Genomic DNA, 17005 nt, shown 5'->3' with positions numbered 1-17005 from the left:
GTTGCGAACACAAGCCATGTGCCGATGAGGGGCGATGCCATCCAGAGCCTGCCGCGCCACAGGCGGACGGCCAGGATCAGGATTTCGAGGCCTCCGGCACCGGCGACCGTGCCGCCCTCGGCGCCGGCCGAGACCAGAGGCGGACCGCGACCGCGTTGGTGGCCGCATAGAGGGCAAGACCCGAGGCAAGGGCGAGATAGAGACCGCCGGTTCCGAAAGCCTGCATGGCCAGGCGGCCGAGCCCCACCGTGACGGCGACGCGCAGGATGGCGGCGATGAGCGGAATGCCGATGCGGCCCGCCCCCTGCGAGGCGAAATAGAGCGCGAAGCCGGCACCGAAGAAGCCGTAAGCTGGCCCCACAGCCCGAAGATAGGCCGCGCCGCCTGCGACGATATCCGGCTCGGTGGAGAACAGGCGGATCCAGGGCTCAGGCGCAAGGGCCGCGCCAAGGCCGATGGCCTCGGTGATGAGAGCCGCCATGCCGGCAGCGATCCAGGCCACCTGCCCGGCACGCCGGCGATTGCCCGCGCCCATGCTCGCGCCCGCCATGGCCGCGGCCGGGGCGCCGATACCGAAGACGAGCGGCACCAGCAGATATTCCAGCCGCACGCCGGCGCCATAGCCCGCCACGAGGGCCGGGTTCACCGCGCTGACCAGCGAGAGCGTCGCTGCCACCGTGACATTGGTCGAGAAGGCATTGACGGTGGAGGCCGCACCGATGCGCAGGATGTCGAGCGCAGGCCCCACGGACAGGCTGGGCGGCAGTGCCGAGGGCTTCAGCACGCCTTGCCCAGACCAGATGTACCAGCCGAGGATCACGGCGCCCGCCACATAATAGCCGAGCACCGCCACGGCGCCGCCCGCAACGCCGAGCTGGGGAAAGGGGCCGACCCCGAAGATGAGCATCGGCGACAGCGGGATGAGGACCAGTGCCCCACCGACGATCACCAGCGCGGGCACCAGCATGTTGCCGGTGCCCCGGATCATCGCCGCGAAGGTGTTGAAGAGCCAGAGTGGCACCGCACCAACAAAAACGATGCCGGAATAGGTGAGCGCGGCCGCAAGGCCGCCGTCCGTTCCCCCCATGACCGCGTAGAGCCAGGGACCACCCAGGATCACGCCGACCGTGGTGGCGCCGCTGAGCCCGAGGGTGAGCAGGACGCTCGTCCAGACCACCTGGTTCACACGCCGCCGGTCATCGGCACCGAGGGCGCGGGCCACCGCCGAGAGCACCGCCCCGCCCACCGCGCCGGCCGAGACCATCTGGAGCAGCATCAGGACGGGGAAGACCAACGACATGCCGGCGAGGGCATCGGCGCCGAGCTTGGCGACGAAATAGGTCTCGATCAATCCCACAGCCGCCTGCGCGGCCATGACGAGGACATTGGGCCAGGCCAGACGCAGGATGGTGCGGCCGGGAGGAGCCTCCAGCAAAAGGCGGGTGCGCGCATCCATGACAGGCTCCTCCCGTTTCGCTCAGAGCGCGCCGGCGTCGGCACCCGCCCGGTAACGGGGCGCCACGGCGGAACTGGAGAGGTGCGGCAGCATCGCCTGCCGCGCGGTCTCATAGGCCTGCCACTCGGCCCCGTCCTGAAGCGAGGGAATGCTGGCGAACTCACCCCGCTCAAAGCCCAGAAGGGCCGCGTCCACGAGGTTCTCCGCGGTCATCACCCATTCGGTGGGCAGATGGCTCACCGGCACGCCGGCCGTGTCCCAGAAATCGGTGGCCGTGGCGCCGGGCAGCACCACCTGCACCTGAACGCCCTTGGGCGAGAGTTCCTTGTGCAGGGACTGGCTGAAGGCCAGCACGAAGGCCTTCGTGCCCCCGTAGACGCCGTTCAGGATTTCCGGACCGATGGCCACGATGGACGCGATATTGATGATGGCACCCGCGCCCCGCGCCGCGAAGCCCGGCGCGGCCGCATAGGAGAGGCGCATGACGGCGGTGACATTGACGTCCACCATCTCCTCCATGCGGTCCACGTCCGATTGCAGCAGTTCGCCCGCACCACCGAAGCCGGCATTGTTGACGAGCAGCGAGACGCTCGTGTCGTTCCGCAGCAGGCCTTCCACCTGCCGCAGCCCCGCCTTGTCCGTGAGATTCGCGCTGAGGGTGCGCACGGCGACGCCATGTCGGGCACGCAGCGCCTCGGCCTGCTTTTCCAGCCGCTCCGCATTGCGGGCAACGATCACGAGATCATAGCCGCGCCGGGCGAGGCGGTCCGCATAGATGGCTCCGATTCCGGAGGAGGCGCCGGTCACGACGGCAGTTCCCTTGGTGCTCATGGTCTGCTCCTTTGAATGGCCGCCGGGGTCCGGCGGGCGTGCGATGGGTCAAGCCGGCCCTGCCGCGTGCTCAGGTGTGCACGCGGTGAGGCCTTCGTTTCGATGTGGTCCGGATGGGCGGCGGTTCAGGTGCTACAGGAGGCGGGCGATCTCGGTGTCCTTGCGGACGGCGTCCAGCACTTCGGCCCGAAGACCGGAGCCGGTCCCGACCGCGCGGGAGATGACGACGGCGCCCACGAGGGTCGCAAGCAGCCGCACGGCCTCGGCGCGGTGGTCCTCACGCGGGCCGCCCAGCGCCGCAGCAATGCCCTCAACAACCCGCTGGATGCCGGTGTTGAAGACCTCCGAAACGGAGCCGCCCACATGGCCAGCCTCGCTGCCGACGGAGGCGATCGGGCACCCCATGCCGGGACGATCAAGATGCGACTGCGAGAGATACATCTCGATGTACCTGCGAATGAGGCCGGTGCCCGAGACGTCCCCCTGCGGCGTGAGGGGGGCCGTCCGGTCCGTGAACGCTTCAGCCATGGCCTCGGCGATCAGGGCTTCCTTGGAGGGGAAGTGCCGGTAGAAGCCGCCATGTGTCATGCCGGCGGCCTGCATGATGTCGGCAACGCTGACGCCATCGAAGCCTTTCTCGCGATAGAGCCGGCTGGCTTCCTTGAGGATCCGCTTGCGGCTCTCGGCTGTGTCTTCCCTGCTCTTGCGCATGGTGCCCTCTCCACGACGTCGAATTTAGATGACATTCATCATCTTTTAGTACGACAAAAAGGCGGAGATTTCAGCCGCCGTTCCGCCGACCGCGAGGGGGACATGGGCTTGGCAAGCCTTGGCGACGACATGTTCCGCCCGCCATTGAGAGAGCAGCCAGAACGCAGAAGCCTCCCTCCCCGGCTCTGGAAAGGAAGGCTTTCGTTGTGAGAATGGGCAGATGACCACGGCCGCGGGGGATGCCGAGCCAGGGGAATGGGCCGCTCAGCCGACGGCGGTGCGTTTCTTCTTTTCCGGATCGTCAAAGGGCAGCGTGTGGGCGATGGCCTTGGCGGAGAGCGACTTGCCCCGCACCTCAAGCGGCGTGCCCTGAACCGCCTTGTCCACGTCGAGGCGGGCGATGGCCATGGATTTGCCCGTGAGCGTCGAATAGCAGGGGCAGGTGATGACGCCGACCTTCTTGCCGTCCGCCCACACCTCGTCGCCGAGATCGGCCGGGCCGTCAGCCTCGATCAGCATCCCGAAGATCTTGAAACGTTCCTTGCCCTTCAGCCGATAATGCTCTTCGGCTCCGCGAAAGCCGGTCTTGCCGGGGCTGACGGTGAAATCGAGGCCGAGTTCCCACAGTGTGTCGCCCGGCGGCTGGTCCGCGAAGGGATACATCTGCGAATTGTCATAAGGGTAGAACAGCAGGTAGCTTTCCACGCGCAGCATATCGAGCACGCTGAAGCAGCAGGGGATGATGCCCATCTCCGCCCCTTCCGCGACGATGGTGTCCCAGACCTTCGCCGCATCCTGCCCCCGCACGAAGATCTCATAGCCGCGCTCGCCCGTATAGCCGGTGCGCGAGATCATCACCGGCACGCCGAAGAGCGTCGTCTGCATGTGATGGAAATATTTCAGGTCGCGGATGCCGGGGACATATTTGGCGAGGAAGTCCACCGCGAGCGGGCCTTGCAGGGAAATATCCTGCAGATCGTCGTCGAACAGCACGGCGCAATTGCGCCCCATGGCCTGCTTCACCACCTCCTCATGGCCCGAACCCGAGCCGTGGACCAGCATCCAGGCATTGGGGCCGGTGCGGTAAATGATGCAGTCATCGGTGAAGAGGCCGCGATCGTTCAGCATGCAGGCATAGACCGAGCGACCGGGCGTGATCTTCGAGACATCGCGGGTGGTGATGTAATCCAGCACGGCCAAGGCATGTGGGCCGACCATATGGATCTTCTTGAGACCCGACACGTCCATGAGCCCCGCCTTGGTGCGGATGGCCACGTGCTCGGCCGCCATGTCCTTGTCATAGGTCCAGGCGGTGGGCATGCCGCTCCAGTCTTCGAGCTTCGAGCCGAGAGCCCAGTGGCGATCCGCAAGGACCGCAGTACGCCAGCTGACCGTCATCGTTGTTCCCCTGTTCTGTCAAAGGTTTGTGGCGCGTGAAATGGCGTTTGGACTGTCATGGCCGGGCTTGTCCGGGCATGACTTGGAGGTGGCGTGTCCGTCAGCCCATGCGCTCGGAGGCGTAGGAGCCGGGCGAGGCCGGGAAGACCACGGTGCGGTTGCCATTGATGAAGATGCGGTGGTGGATGTGCGCGTGGATGGCGCGGGCCAGCACCTGGCTCTCCACGTCGCGGCCGATGCTCACGTAATCGTCCGGGCTCTGGGCGTGGGTGATTCGGGCGATGTCCTGCTCGATGATCGGCCCTTCATCAAGATCGCTGGTGACGTAATGGGCGGTGGCGCCGATGAGCTTCACGCCGCGCTCATAGGCCTGCTTGTAGGGATTGGCGCCCTTGAAGCTCGGCAGGAAGGAGTGGTGGATATTGATGATCCGCCCGGACATCTTCCGGCACAGCGCATCGGAGAGCACCTGCATGTAGCGGGCAAGCACGACGAGCTCGGTGCCGGTCTGCTCGACGATGGCGAGGAGCTGGGCTTCCGCCTCCGCCTTGTTCTCCTTGGTCACCTTGATGCAGTGGAAGGGAATGTCATGGTTCACCACCACTTTCTGATAGTCGAAATGGTTGGAGACCACGCCCACGATGTCGATGGGCAGCGCGCCGATCTTCCAGCGGTACAGCAGATCGTTGAGGCAGTGGCCGAAGCGCGAGACCATCAGCAGCACCTTCATGCGCCGGCTCGCGTTGTGGAGCTGGTAGTCGATGCCCATCTCGCCGGCGATCGGCGCGAAAGCGGCGTCCAGTTCCTCCTGGCCGATGCCCTCCTCCGAGCGGAAGCGGATGCGCATGAAGAAGCGGCCCGTGTCCGCATCATCGAACTGGGAGGAGTCCGTGATGTTGCAGCCGGCAGTGGCAAGAAAGCCCGAGATGGCGGCGACGATGCCCCTGCGGGTGGTGCAGGAGACGGTGAGCACGTAGCTGGCCGCGTCGGCGGCGCCGTGGTCCTCAAACCTGCCGGCAGCTTTGAAGGTGGTTTCCTGGAGCATGGCTGTTTCCTTCGATCTGTGGCGCGCTCAGGCGCGCACGCGCTTCTTTTCGGGGTCGTAGAAGGGGAAGGGCACGACGGTTGCGGCGAGGCGCTTCTGGTGGCCATCGAGGCGGCCGATCTCCAGCGGCACGCCGGGCGCCGCATGGGCGACATCGACGCGGGCGAGCGCGATGGTCCGGGCCAGCAGCGGCGAGCGGGTGGCGCTGGTGACGAGGCCGACCTGCGCCCGGCCGATGAAGAGGGGATCGCCGTGCGCGGGGATTTCCCCGCCCTGCACCTCAAGGCCCACCAGCTTTTGCGCGGGATGCTCCCGGCGGCGCTGGAGCGCGGCCTTGCCGATATAATCCTCTTCCTTTTTCGTCGGCACGGTGAAGCCGATGCCCGCTTCGAACGGATCCGTGGTGCTGTCGAAATCGTGCCCGCCGAAGACGAGGCCCGCCTCGATGCGCACCATGTCCAGTGCCTCGAAGCCGAAGGCGCGGATGCCGAATTCGGCGCCCGCCTCCATCAGTGCATCCCACACCTGCGGGGCATCCTTGGGATGGCAGAAGACCTCGTAGCCGAGCTCGCCGGTATAACCGGTGCGGGAGACGAGGACGGGGATGCCGTCATAGCCGCCGATACGTCCGATGGTGAGGCGGAAGAGCCCGAGTTCATCGAGCGTCGGCCGGCCGGGTGCCGTCCAGAGGATCTTGCGCAAGGTCTCGCGCGAGCGCGGGCCTTGGAGGGCCACGTTGTGGATCTCGCCGCTCGCGGTCTTGAGGCTCACGCGGCCGCCGAATTTCGCGGCCTGTTCCTCGATCCAGAGCAGGCTCGCATCATCCCCGCCGATCCAGCGGAAATTGTTGTCGCCGAGGCGGAAGAGCGTGCCGTCGTCCACCATGCCGCCGTGCGCGTAGCAGAGCGGCGTGTAGAAGATCTGGCCCACGGAAAGCTTGCGGATGTCGCGGGGCAAGAGGCCTTGCAGGAAGGTCTCTGCATCCGGCCCCACGATCTCCAGCTTGCGCAGGGCCGAGAGGTCCATGAGCACCACCGCCTCGCGGCAGGCCCAATATTCGGCGATGGCGCCGGTCGAGGCGAAATGCTGGGGCACCCAGAAGCCGCGATAATCCGTGAAGGCGCGGGTCAGTTCCGAGGTGCGCGGGTGGAACCCGGACTCCTGGGTGAAGCGGGTCGGTGTGTCGGGGGTCATGCGGGTGCCGATCGCACGCTTGAAGGGCACGTCCTTGGGATAGACGCGCACCTGGATTTCGGAGAGTTGCCAGCCGTTGGAGGCATCGATGTCAGAGGGGCAGGCGGAGGCGCCGCAGACGAGATCGCTCAGCGCCCGCAGCAGCACATAATCGCCCGGCCGGGACCAGGGCTCGTCGGACCAGATGATGTTATTGGCGGCGACATTGGTGTTGTAGAAGAAGTTGATGGCCGGCCAGCCGCGATATTGCCCGACGCCATAATCCCGCATGGCGCCATTGAAATTGTCCGAGCAGTTCACATGCCCGAAATAGCCCATGTCTTCATAATAGCGGGCGGTGCAGGCGAGGTTGAACGTATCATGCCGCCCCACCGTGTCCTGCACGACTTCCACCAGCGCGTTGCGGTCCTGATCGAAGAACTTGGAATAGAGGCCAGGGCGCGGATAGGCGGCCCCATTCATGGTGCGGGTGGTGGTGGCGTCGAGGCCGAGGATGCGGCCCCTGTCCAGCGCCCTGCGACCGAAGGCGATGAAGTCGGAGCATTGTCTGCCTTCGATGTCGATGATCTGGATCGTCTCGCCCTCGAAGACTTCAAAGCTGATGGCGGAGGCGACATTGATCCGCAGATCAAGGCGCGGTTCCGCCAGCGGTTCCGGCAGGCGGGCATCGGCCCCGCGGCGCAGCACGGCGCGGGCGAGGAAGACGAGGAGATCGGTGGCCGGGTTCTGCTCCCACACCAGCATGGCCTCCGCCGGTGCGGCCACGATGACGTGGAGCATCTGTTCGGCCACCAGCAGCACGGACTGCCCCGCCACCGCGTCCGGCCCGAACAGGCGGGCCGCATGGCCCGCCGCCGGGTCGATCTGCCGACGGAACAGGCCGAAGCGCACGCGCTCGGCGTCCGGCGCGCCGGAAGCGAGGATGCGCAGCAGCCCCTCAGCCCGCCCCTGCCCTGCCAGCCCCAGAGCCTCAGTGGCGGGTCGGCCGGCGGCATCGAAGGCGAGCAGTTCTACCGGCTGCCCGCCTTCCATCTGGGCGATCTCGATCCGATCGCCCGGCTCAAGGGTGAAGACCTGCGCCCCACCGCCCGCCACCACATAGCGCTCCACACCCGGCGCCAGCGCGGGCCGGCTCCGGGGCGGTGCGCCCGTCGTGAAGACGGGCGCCGCCGCCTGAGCCATGGACAGACCCGCGCTGTTCATTCCGCGGCCTGGCTGGGCAGGGTGGCGAGGAAGGCTTCCAGGCTGTCGTCCAGCGCCTGCATCCATGGCGTATGGTGCTTGGGCGCCAGCGTGCCGGTGAGGGTCGAGCGGTGGCTGCGGTCGCGATAGGTGAGGATGTTCTCGATCTTGTGGTGCTCCCACTCCTTGAACATGCGGGCCACCTCGTCCACGTCGAGGCGCGGATAGTCGGTGGCGAGGATCAGTTCGCGCACATATTCGGTCTGGAAGTCGATCATCTGCGAGGCGTCTTCGAGCGCCTCTTCCTTGGCCACCCAGCCCTTGATGTCGGCCTCCATGGCGGCGACATCGGGCAGCGGAATGCGGCCGAGGACGACGTCGCGGGCGTACCAGGCCTGCGCGTCAAACATGTTGAAGGTGAAGAACTGATCCTGCGCGCCGATATACATAAAGCGCGGGTTGGGCACCCAGAAGATGCCTTTGTAGAGCCCTTCCGGATAGAGGCGGTTGCGCGACTTGAGGCGCAGATCATCGTCGAGGAAGGGGTAATGGTGCAGATAGCCCGTGCAGAGCACGATGGCATCCACCTCCTTGCGCGTCCCGTCCTTGAAGTGGGCGACCTTTCCGACCACCTTCTCCAGCAGAGGCACCTCGGAGAAGCCTTCCGGCCAGTCGAAGCCCATGGCCTTGGTGCGATAGCTGAAGGTGACGGACTTCGCGCCATACTTCATGCACTGGATGCCGATGTCCTCGGACGAATAGCTGGCGCCGATCAGCAGCACATTCTTGCCCGCGAACTCGTCCGCCGAGCGGAAATCGTGGGCATGCAGAACGCGGCCCGGAAAGGCCTCCACGCCCTCGAAATAGGGCACGTTGGGGGTGGAGAAATGGCCGGTGGCGCAGACCACATAATCGAAGGCGGAGGTCTCCAGCACGTCGGCTTTCAGATCCTTCACCGTGACGAGGAATTTCTCCGTTCCCGCGTCATAGGTTACGTGGCGGACCGCATGGTTGAGCTTGATATAGCCGCGCACATTGCTCTTCTCGATGCGGCCCTTGATGTAATCATGCAGCACCGCGCGCGGCGGGAAGGAGGGAATCGGCCGTCCGAAATGCTCCTCGAATGAATAATCGGCGAATTCCAGGCATTCCTTCGGCCCGTTGGACCACAGATAGCGATACATGCTGGCATGAACCGGCTCACCGAATTCATCGAGGCCGGTGCGCCAGTTGTAGTTCCACATGCCGCCGCAGTCGCTCTGCTTCTCATAGCAGACGATTTCCGGAATCTCGGCTCCCTTCCGGCGGGCGCTCTCGAATGCGCGGAGCACAGCGAGACCGCTGGGGCCGCCGCCCAGAATGGCAATGCGCTTGGACATGGTGGTTTCCCCTCTTTCCTGATTGAAGGCATGGGTTCCCGTTCGCCGGACGGAGCGGTCCGGCGCTGGGGCGATGGTTCGTGCGGGTGCGCCGCGGACGGCCCCTAAGGTTTATTCGGGGCCGAAGCCGGGGGATGTCGGCGCGCCATTGTCGCGTTCGGCGAGCCAGCCGATGGTGGTGTCGATGTAGCGGGTAAGGCCCTTATAGGCGGCGATTTCCGGCGGCAGGGTCTTCAGCACGCGATGCAGGCGCCGCCGCCATTTCGGCACGGTGGCGATCTCCGACAGCTTGATGAGATAGCCGCGAATGGAGAAGACGATGGCGTTGGAGCGTGGCAGCCGCCACAGCGCCTGCAACTCCACCCGCAGATGCACCTTGTCGCCCACATTTTCCTGCGTCACGGTGGTGCGGTCGGCACCCCACAGCGGATAGGTTTCGGGCGCCGTGTCGAGGCGCGGATTGATGGTCATCGTCCAGTTGAGCCGCCGCACCGGGCGGCCCATGGGCAACGCCAGCAGGAACTTCTGCGCCCGCTCGAAGATGCCCATCTCATGGGCCAGCGGCACCGGCGCGTGCCATTCCTTGAAACTCATGCCGATGTCGAAATCGAGCGACCAGTCGGCCTGCGACGTGACCATGCCGGAATCGACGAACAGATCGCCATTGCGCTGATCCAGGAGACAGAAATCGCCCTGCACCTGCCGGGTGATGTATTCCATCGGCCGCTGCGGCAGGGTGGCCACGTCACCGAAGATGAAGCGCTGCTCGATGCCGAGCGGCTTGTTGATCCAGTGCCAGCGGTTCCCGTCCCGCGTCAGCGAGAACAGCTCCGGATAGCTTTCCGACAGCGAGACCATGAGCAGCTCGAGGAGATCCCACTCTGCGGTCAGCATGTGCGGCAGGGACTGGCAGCGGAGCGGGTCTTCGCGCAGCGTCAGCGCCCGGTCGCGCATGTCGGCGACATAATGCTCGTCGATGTCGATTGGGAATTCATAGACCGAGCCCTTCGGGCCGGGCGCATGCGGCTCGATGTTCACCGAATACATGTACCGGTCTTCGTTGAACGGGAAGGGAAAGCGCAGGATCGCCCCGGGGCTGTTGGCGAAGCGGTAGTCGCCCCGGAAGCTCTCGTCCTTGAACACGATGGTCATCGGCAACTCCTCGGGCTGGCCCGAACGCCCGCGCAGGGGCAGGCACGGATTGGAAGTCAGAGGTCGAGCACCAGTCGCTCGCCGGCGATGCGCGAGATGCAGATCATGAATTTGCGCCCCTCCGCCCTCTCTTCGGGCGACAGGAAATGGTCGTGATGTTCGAGCGCGCCATCACAGGCCAGAACGCCCGTCTCGCACTGGCCGCACGCCCCACCCCGGCAGAGATTGGGGGCGGACAGGCCGGCCGCCTCCATGGCCTCCAGAACGCTCTGGTGCGAACCGACCTCGATGCGCTGGCCGCTGCGCGCGAGTTCCAGCAGGAACGGCTTGCCGGGCGGCGGCGCGGCGAAGCGCTCGCTGTGCACGTTCTCGTCCGGCCATCCCGCCTCGCGGGCCTGAAGCAGCACGTCGTCGATCAGGCGTGTGGGTCCGCAAACATAGAGGTGCGTGCCCAGCGGTTGACCGTCCAGCAGATCGGGCAGCGGGATGCGGGTGCCATGGGAGCTGACATAGGTGCGCACCCGGTGGGCACCGTAGCGCTCCGCCACCATCTCCCGCGCGGCGCCGGTGTCCGGGCTGCGCATGGCATAATGCAGCTCGAACGTGCCGCCCTCCATGGCCAGTTGCTGCATCATGGAGAGGAAAGGCGTGATGCCGATGCCGCCGGCGATGAAGAGATGCTTGCGGGCCCGACGGTCCATGCCGAAGAGGTTCACGGGCCAGGAGATTTCGAGTTCGTCGCCCACCTCCAGTCCCTCATGCACGAAGCCGGAGCCGCCGCGCGAGGTGGCGGATTTCTGCACGCAGATCTCATAGCCCGACCCGTCGGTTGGGCAACTCGTCAGGGAATAGGGATTGCGAAGGACGCCGCGCGGCGTCGGCAGGCTGACCACCACATGGGCGCCGCCAGAGAACAGCGGCAGCGGCGCGCCGGTTGTCGCGACGAAGCGGACGCGGCGGATGTCGGGGGTGAGCAGTTCCGTTTCCGCCACGCGGACGGACAGGGTGGGCGCGCCGCTCATGGATAGAGCTCCTCGACAGCGGGGCGATCGCCGGGCACTTCGGCATCGATGCACACGCCCTGAAAGGCGCCGAGACGGCGCGAGTAATGATCGCGGACGAACAGGCTAAGGCCGCAATGCGCGCAGGTGACGGGACTATGCGTCACCTCCTCCATCATGCCCTTGCAATGCACGCACTGGACCCGGCGGCGGAGCGAACCGCGATGCTCGGTGATGACGGAGCGCGGATCGACACCGAAGGCTCCCGCCTCCGCCACCACGCGGCCGATGAAGGGCTCCGTGCCTGTCACATAGAGCCGCGTACCCATGGTGGCCGTCTGGAGCACGCCGCGCAGGCGGAACAGGGTGGTCTCGATGGTGGGCAGCACCCAAAGCGCCTGGGGCGCCAGTGCCTCCAGCGCCGGGACCGTATCGGCCGCGCGGCCCTGGCAGAACAGGATGATGGCGCGGGCGAAGAAGGGCGACGCCACATCGGGATGGCGGGCGAGATCGAGGATGGCCTGCGCCCCCTCTTCTTCCGCCAGAATGAGGTTGGTTTTGGCAAACCGATCCGCATGCAGGCCCGGATACACCGGCCTGCTGAAGATGCTCGGCGACAGCATGGACACATTCCCTGCTCTGGAAGGTCGGCCGGAGAGAACTTCGTCCCTCCGGCCGGTTCACAAGGCCCCGGTCAGCCGGGCAGGACGAAGATGCGGTTGGCGATGAGCACCACGGCAACACCGGCAATGAGGGTCACGTAGGGCCAGATCCCGGCCTTGCGCACCGTCATCTCCTTCTCGGTCAGTTGCAGGTCTTCCAGCATGTGGTCCGGAAAGACGCCCTTGTCCTGGATGTAGTGGCGATAGACGAAGACGGGGATGATGAGGGCCGCCGTGATGAAGCCGGCCGTCAGTGCTGAGGGGTTCCACACCTTCGCACCAGCCCCCATGAAGGCGGCATTGACGAAGGCGAAGAGCGTGCCCAGCGCGATGAGAATATTGGGCGCCTTCCACGGCCGCTTCACGTGGGCATTGTCGATCCGGTGAATCCAGCCCGCATTGAGGTTCAGGAAGTTGAAGATGATGTAGCCCACATTGGAAACCGCCAGCAGGAAGAAGAAGCTGGTGGCATCCGCCGCCGCGATGGCGAGCGCGAACAGGTTGACGACAAGATCCGTCCACATGGCCCGCGTCGGCGCGCCATGCTCGTTCACATGGCTGAGGTAGCGCGGCAACCAGCCATCCACCGAACCCTGATAAAGGGTGCGCGAGGAGCCTGCCATCGCCGTCATGATGGAGAGCATGAGCGCCAGGATCATCAGCAGGATGAGAATGCTGGTGACGAAACCGCCGCCACCAACCATTCCGGCCATGGCCGCCGCAACACCCGAGCCATCCACCACGGTGGGATCAAGCATCCCGTCGACGCCGAGCACACCCTGGAAGGTGAAGGGCACGAGGGTATAGAGCAGCAGGCACAGCAGGCCGGAATAGAAGATGGCCTTGAAGGTGTCCGTCTTCGGGTCCCGGAACTCGCTGGTATAGCAGATCGCGGTTTCGAAGCCGTATGTGGACCAGGCCGCGATGAAGAGGCCACCCAGGACCAGCGTCCAGCCGCCGATGTTCCACTCCCCGAGGCCTGGCGCATAGGCTACGGCCAAAGGCGCGAGCGGCGTGTAGTTCGACCAGTTGATCTGGCCGGTGATGATCGGGACGATGCCTACGATCAGCATCGGGATGATGACCAGAAGACCGATGTATTTCTGCACGTTGGCGGTGCCGAGGATGCCGCGGTGCTGGATCGCGAAGGTGACGAGCATCAACACCGCGCCGATCCAGAAGGTGGCGTTCAGCGAGAAGCTGACCGGGCCGAGACTGTGGGAGAACAGCGTCCAGCTCCGCAGCGCGGGCGTGAAGGCGGCGATGCCATCCTGCGCGACGAGAGCGGTGACGGCATCCTGCGCCGTCTTGCCGGCGTTGAGCGCGAGCCATTCGGCGACGCGGGGAGAATCCGCCGCCACCGAACCGGCATGGGCGGCGATCCATTTCGCCACGTCGGGATTGTCGGCGCCGGGAATGGGCGCCAGCACGTTCAGGATGTAAGCCGCCGCGATGGAGCAGCCGAGCGAGAGCACGGGCGACCAGGCGAACCAGTTGCACCAGACCGAGAGGGGCGCAATCAGCTTGGAATAGCGCACCCAGGCCGCCGCGCCATAGACGGAGGCGCCGCCGGACTTGTTGGGGAAGAGGCCGGCGATTTCCGCATAGGTGAAGGACTGGATGAAGCCCATCACCATGGAGACGAACCATACGAGGAACGCCACCTTTCCGGTGGTGCCCGCAATGCCGCCGATGGAGAACAGGACCAGCGCCGGCACACCGCTCGCCACCCAGAATGCCCCGCGCCAGTCGATGGCGCGCTTCAGCTCACTCGTCTGCCCAAGCGCGATGGGCACAGTCGCTTCCATTGTCATGTGGTGACCCCTCAAGGTTGGCAAAACCAATCTGGACCAGTTTTTATTTTATTGGTTGTTTATGGTTGGGGCCGTCACTTCGGTGCGGCTCACTCGATTACTCTCAGATAAAAATTATTTCCCTTCAAGAACGATTCTTCGGCAAGAAGGGGCAGATTTGCCTAAATTTGGCTCAGCGAAACCCTTGCCCAGGGGCTTTTGCACATTGGTCTATTTTGGTTAGATTTGGGTCTGAATGGTGGAGACAGTCTTCCCTTGGGTGACCACCTCGAAATCTGGCTCGACGCCACCCTCGCCGGCTTTCTCGCCTGGCGGGAACTGGACACGACTGCCGCAGCGGCGCACTGGCGGCGGGCGGCAGCCTGTCTGAGCGCGGAAGGGGGGCCGGCCACCGCCTTTCATGCGGTGACGCTCAACAATCTGGCGGTTGCCGATACTGATCCCGTCTCCATTTCCGGCTTCCACGATGTGTCGGCCGCCTGGAATGCAGTCCTGCGCAGGGTGACGCTGGAGGATGTCCCCTTGCCTGCCCGCAGTTCCGTGTTTCACCTACGCCTCGCGAGCCAGCACGCGGAACCCTTCGCCGCCTTCTTGCGCCGCCGCCATCTTGCACTCGCCGGCCTCGGCCTTTGGCTCAGCGAGACCAATGCGCGGGCGCGCGCATCCGCGCTGGAAACCTTACCAGTTCATTTGCACGCGAATGACCAGCCGCTCGATACGCTGCCCACCTTTCTGGAGCGGGCGGTGAGGATGGCCCGCGACCAGACCTTGGATCGCGCGGCGGCATGCAATCTTCTCACCGCCCAGATCGAGCATATCCACTCCTTCCGGGCGACCACTGGCCTGCCGGTGACCTTATCGGCACAGCTTGAAGCCTGCCTTGGCTTCTGCGCCTTCGCACCGCTCGCGGACGCCCTTGCGCGACCCGGCGACCGCATCACCAGGGAGACCTAAACGTGACGGACAAGGACGCGCCGCTGGCACCGTGGGAAGAGGATGACGCGACTCCTCCTTTCGTGAAGCAGGAGGTGAAGCTCCTGGCGAAGGACCTGTTCCTCCGCATCCGGAGCGGTAAATACCCCTACGGCACCCGCATCCCGGCTGAGCGAAACCTCGCGGAGGAGCTCGGCACGTCACGCGCCACAATCCGCCAGGTGCTGGCCTTCCTCGAAGGCTTCGACATGCTGTCCAAGCGCATAGGGAGCGGCACCTTCGTCATCTGGCGCGGCGCGGTGGCGGCCGGAGCGCGGGACGAAGAGCCCGCGGAAAAGGAGCCTCCGCTCGCCGATGTGGTCTCGCCCTTCGAGATCAACATCACCCGCGCCATCTTCGAGCCGGAGATCGCGCGCCTCGCCGCCATCTACATGTCCTACCGCGACCAGACGGCGCTCGGGGCGGTGCTCCAGCAACTGGACGAGATCGTCACCGAGGCCGGGCGCTTTGCGGATCTGGAGCGGGCGTTCTTCATGACGCTGTGCGAGGGCACGCACAATGCCCTGCTGATCGCCATGTACCGGATCATGCACGACATCCGCCAGCAGCCGCAGTGGTATGTCAACAAGACCCGATCGCTCACGCCGGCACGCATCAAGGAGGCCAAGCAGGGCCTGCGCTCCATCTATGCGGCGCTGGAGCGGCGCAACATCGAGAGCGCGGTGGAATGCATGCGGCTCTACATCTCAAACATGCAGGAAGAACTGATCTATACGTCGTCCTGAGCGAAGGCCTCCTGCCCGCGCAGGGCGTGGGCATGGCGCTGGTCCCACATGAGGTTCATGGCCCGCAGGTGCCGCACCAGTACATCGGTGTGGCGCTCCAGCCAGCCATGAATGGACACCATCTCCTGAATGCGGGCCTTGCCCGCCTCGATCTGGACCACCGGCCAGTCGCCCACCAGGGCGTTGTCGATGCCGAAGAGTTCGTGCCCCCACCAGATGGCCTCGCCAAAGGCATGGTGGCCGACACCGCCGAACTTCATCATGGCGAGGACCGAGAAGGGCTCCGCCGAGCGGGCGCGCTGCACCGCCATGCGCCACAGCTCGAGGGTCGAAGCATATTCCCACGACACGGCACTCCAGGAGCCGGGAAAACGCTCGCAATATTCTCGGTAGAAGGCGTCGGCATTCTCGAAGTTCACCTGCGAGTCCGCCAGTGCCGGATCGTCGAAATCGGGAAACTGGAAGACAAAGCCCTCCATGAATTCCGGGCTCGTCTGGCGGATGAGCTGGCTGTAATTGTCGCAGGTGCAGGAGAGGAGTTGCCCCTTGAAGCCCTGTCGGTAGGCGGCACGCGTCAGCGCGTCCACGAAGGGCTCATAGGCGGTGTCCCAGCACAGAATGTCCGGCTTCGGCTCCAGCATGCGGGAGACGATGGGTTCGAAGTCCGTCGTATCCACGGGGAAGAATTCCTCCCGCACGATATCGATGCCCGCCACCTCGAAGGCCGCGCGATAGGTGGCGACGGAGGGAAGGCCGAACAGGTCGTTCTGGCCACACAGGCTCACCGTCTTGAGGTGCTGGGCATTGCGGCTCAGCCAGTCCACACCGGTCACGTTGTAGATGGGATGCACCTCGCTGGGCGCGATCAGGGTCGGCACGTCGGGGGAGAGATCGCTGGGCAGCAGGCAAGCCACCAGCATGCGGCTGGCGCTGATGACATCGCGCACCTCGGCGGTCAGGTCGTTGCCGCCGTTCATGAGGATGAACTTCACATTGTGCTGGTGGATGAGCGTGCGGATGCCTTCCAGCACGCGGTCCGGCTCATAGCACGTGTCGAAGGGGATGATCTCCACCATGTGCCGGCGCATGCCGATCTTCACGCCGCCCATGGCGTTGATCCGGTCGCGCCAGATCATGCAGCCGAACAGGCCGGGCTCCGACCAGGCCCTGAGGCTGCCACTGAGTGGGGCGAGAAAGCCGATCTTGAGCGTCGTGCGCGCCTCGATCCCGTGATCCACCATCGCCACGGACAGAGCCGACAGCAGGGGATTCTTTGCGCCATCACGCATTTCGACGTTGTCTCCCGACCCGCATGCGTCCCGCCGCGCGGGCACATGGGTTGTACGCCGGCCCGATCCGCCGACGGTCATCCGCCGTCACCATAGGACGCCGCGGGGAGCCGATGAAGGGGCATGAGAGGGCCGCTGAAGCCGAAGGATCACAACCGAGGCATCGCAAGTCT

General features: G+C 65.3%; 14 protein-coding genes. 2 read left to right on the top strand and 12 right to left on the bottom strand.

All coding sequences use genetic code 11. The annotated features are described in order from the left end of the window. Window positions 1-76: 76 nt before the first annotated feature. From DFO45_RS23590 to DFO45_RS23540, 11 genes are all read right to left on the bottom strand, one after another. Window positions 77-1456: an MATE family efflux transporter gene (locus tag DFO45_RS23590; RefSeq protein WP_133866778.1), complete on the bottom strand. Its 1380-nt coding sequence runs from the start codon at window positions 1454-1456 to the stop codon at window positions 77-79. 21 nt (window positions 1457-1477) lie between these two features. Beyond that, window positions 1478-2287 (bottom strand): SDR family oxidoreductase, encoded by an 810-nt coding sequence (locus DFO45_RS23585; RefSeq protein ID WP_133866777.1) that lies wholly within the window; start codon window positions 2285-2287, stop codon window positions 1478-1480. Between the two features lie 132 nt (window positions 2288-2419). Beyond that, window positions 2420-2998, bottom strand: coding sequence for a TetR/AcrR family transcriptional regulator (locus tag DFO45_RS23580; RefSeq protein ID WP_133866776.1), 579 nt, complete (start codon window positions 2996-2998; stop codon window positions 2420-2422). A 264-nt stretch (window positions 2999-3262) separates the two neighbouring features. Next, window positions 3263-4396: an aminomethyltransferase family protein gene (locus DFO45_RS23575; protein WP_133866775.1), complete on the bottom strand. Its 1134-nt coding sequence runs from the start codon at window positions 4394-4396 to the stop codon at window positions 3263-3265. 100 nt (window positions 4397-4496) lie between these two features. Further along, window positions 4497-5441, bottom strand: coding sequence for a formyltetrahydrofolate deformylase (gene purU / locus DFO45_RS23570; RefSeq protein ID WP_133866774.1), 945 nt, complete (start codon window positions 5439-5441; stop codon window positions 4497-4499). 27 nt (window positions 5442-5468) lie between these two features. Then, window positions 5469-7838: a DUF1989 domain-containing protein gene (locus DFO45_RS23565; protein ID WP_245518242.1), complete on the bottom strand. Its 2370-nt coding sequence runs from the start codon at window positions 7836-7838 to the stop codon at window positions 5469-5471. Next, the gene (locus DFO45_RS23560) at window positions 7835-9196 is read right to left on the bottom strand and encodes an NAD(P)/FAD-dependent oxidoreductase (protein ID WP_133866773.1); all 1362 of its coding nucleotides are present in this window, start codon (window positions 9194-9196) and stop codon (window positions 7835-7837) included. Before DFO45_RS23560 ends, DFO45_RS23565 begins: the two co-directional genes overlap by 4 nt. Window positions 9197-9307: 111 nt before the next feature. After that, complete coding sequence (locus tag DFO45_RS23555; protein WP_133866772.1) at window positions 9308-10348, bottom strand: DUF3445 domain-containing protein; 1041 nt, start codon at window positions 10346-10348, stop codon at window positions 9308-9310. A gap of 56 nt (window positions 10349-10404) precedes the next feature. Continuing rightward, window positions 10405-11370 (bottom strand): PDR/VanB family oxidoreductase, encoded by a 966-nt coding sequence (locus tag DFO45_RS23550; RefSeq protein WP_133866771.1) that lies wholly within the window; start codon window positions 11368-11370, stop codon window positions 10405-10407. After that, window positions 11367-11972 carry a dimethylamine monooxygenase subunit DmmA family protein gene (locus DFO45_RS23545; protein WP_133866770.1) on the bottom strand — a complete coding sequence of 202 codons (606 nt, stop codon included), beginning with the start codon at window positions 11970-11972 and terminating at the stop codon, window positions 11367-11369. Before DFO45_RS23545 ends, DFO45_RS23550 begins: the two co-directional genes overlap by 4 nt. A gap of 71 nt (window positions 11973-12043) precedes the next feature. After that, window positions 12044-13819, bottom strand: coding sequence for an APC family permease (locus DFO45_RS23540; RefSeq protein WP_208299860.1), 1776 nt, complete (start codon window positions 13817-13819; stop codon window positions 12044-12046). Window positions 13820-14080: 261 nt separating this feature from the next. On the opposite strand from DFO45_RS23540, the gene DFO45_RS25030 reads away from it, so the two are divergent. Together DFO45_RS25030 and DFO45_RS23530 are read left to right on the top strand one after the other, a co-directional pair. After that, the gene (locus DFO45_RS25030) at window positions 14081-14779 is read left to right on the top strand and encodes a hypothetical protein (RefSeq protein WP_166657239.1); all 699 of its coding nucleotides are present in this window, start codon (window positions 14081-14083) and stop codon (window positions 14777-14779) included. 2 nt (window positions 14780-14781) lie between these two features. After that, window positions 14782-15543 (top strand): FCD domain-containing protein, encoded by a 762-nt coding sequence (locus DFO45_RS23530; protein ID WP_133866767.1) that lies wholly within the window; start codon window positions 14782-14784, stop codon window positions 15541-15543. Here DFO45_RS23530 and DFO45_RS23525 read toward each other — a convergent pair. Next, on the bottom strand, window positions 15528-16832 hold the full coding sequence (locus tag DFO45_RS23525; RefSeq protein ID WP_133866766.1) for an ABC transporter substrate-binding protein: 1305 nt from the start codon (window positions 16830-16832) through the stop codon (window positions 15528-15530). The two genes, DFO45_RS23530 and DFO45_RS23525, sit on opposite strands and share 16 nt — an antisense overlap. Window positions 16833-17005 lie beyond the last annotated feature (173 nt).

It is taken from the genome of Azorhizobium sp. AG788, from assembly GCF_004364705.1.
GTDB lineage: Bacteria > Pseudomonadota > Alphaproteobacteria > Rhizobiales > Xanthobacteraceae > Azorhizobium > Azorhizobium caulinodans.
This window is presented reverse-complemented; position numbering and strand designations above follow the sequence as displayed.

Bases quoted from the DNA above. Each gene is read 5' to 3' on its own strand.
- DFO45_RS23590 (WP_133866778.1), bottom strand. From the start codon at position 1,456: ATGGATGCGCGCACCCGCCTTTTGCTGGAGGCTCCTCCCGGCCGCACC.
- DFO45_RS23585 (WP_133866777.1), bottom strand. From the start codon at position 2,287: ATGAGCACCAAGGGAACTGCCGTCGTGACCGGCGCCTCCTCCGGAATC.
- DFO45_RS23580 (WP_133866776.1), bottom strand. From the start codon at position 2,998: ATGCGCAAGAGCAGGGAAGACACAGCCGAGAGCCGCAAGCGGATCCTC.
- DFO45_RS23575 (WP_133866775.1), bottom strand. From the start codon at position 4,396: ATGACGGTCAGCTGGCGTACTGCGGTCCTTGCGGATCGCCACTGGGCT.
- purU (WP_133866774.1), bottom strand. From the start codon at position 5,441: ATGCTCCAGGAAACCACCTTCAAAGCTGCCGGCAGGTTTGAGGACCAC.
- DFO45_RS23565 (WP_245518242.1), bottom strand. From the start codon at position 7,838: ATGAACAGCGCGGGTCTGTCCATGGCTCAGGCGGCGGCGCCCGTCTTC.
- DFO45_RS23560 (WP_133866773.1), bottom strand. From the start codon at position 9,196: ATGTCCAAGCGCATTGCCATTCTGGGCGGCGGCCCCAGCGGTCTCGCT.
- DFO45_RS23555 (WP_133866772.1), bottom strand. From the start codon at position 10,348: ATGACCATCGTGTTCAAGGACGAGAGCTTCCGGGGCGACTACCGCTTC.
- DFO45_RS23550 (WP_133866771.1), bottom strand. From the start codon at position 11,370: ATGAGCGGCGCGCCCACCCTGTCCGTCCGCGTGGCGGAAACGGAACTG.
- DFO45_RS23545 (WP_133866770.1), bottom strand. From the start codon at position 11,972: ATGCTGTCGCCGAGCATCTTCAGCAGGCCGGTGTATCCGGGCCTGCAT.
- DFO45_RS23540 (WP_208299860.1), bottom strand. From the start codon at position 13,819: ATGGAAGCGACTGTGCCCATCGCGCTTGGGCAGACGAGTGAGCTGAAG.
- DFO45_RS23525 (WP_133866766.1), bottom strand. From the start codon at position 16,832: ATGCGTGATGGCGCAAAGAATCCCCTGCTGTCGGCTCTGTCCGTGGCG.